This is a genomic window from Siccibacter turicensis LMG 23730 (genome assembly GCF_000463155.2).
GTDB lineage: Bacteria > Pseudomonadota > Gammaproteobacteria > Enterobacterales > Enterobacteriaceae > Siccibacter > Siccibacter turicensis.
This window is the reverse complement of record NZ_AWFZ01000069.1, coordinates 1-271: the sequence shown is the minus strand read 5'-3', so window position 1 is coordinate 271 and position 271 is coordinate 1. Positions and strand designations below refer to the sequence as shown.

1 pseudogene is annotated in these 271 nt (G+C 47.2%); it reads right to left on the bottom strand.

The annotated features are described in order from the left end of the window. A pseudogene (locus DW58_RS20535) lies at positions 1–271 on the bottom strand (hydroxyacylglutathione hydrolase); the annotation flags it as partial.

Sequence of the window (271 nt, the reverse complement as noted above, 5' to 3'; positions counted from 1 at the left end):
AATATTGGGTTAAAGCGGGATCGTCCGGCAAAATAGCCACTAAAAACTTAAGATTGCTTAATGTGTACTCATGCGCACAGCAAATAAGCGTATCTTCAGGCAGCGCGTTTATTTTCTGGAAGGAGTGATACATCTGCGCGGGCGTGCCTTCAAACAGGCGACCACAGCCAGCGGAGAACATCGTGTCGCCGCAGAAAAGATAAGGGAAACTGAAATATGAGAAATGTCCTAAAGTGTGACCTGGCGTAGAGAATGCAAGGAATTCGCAGCC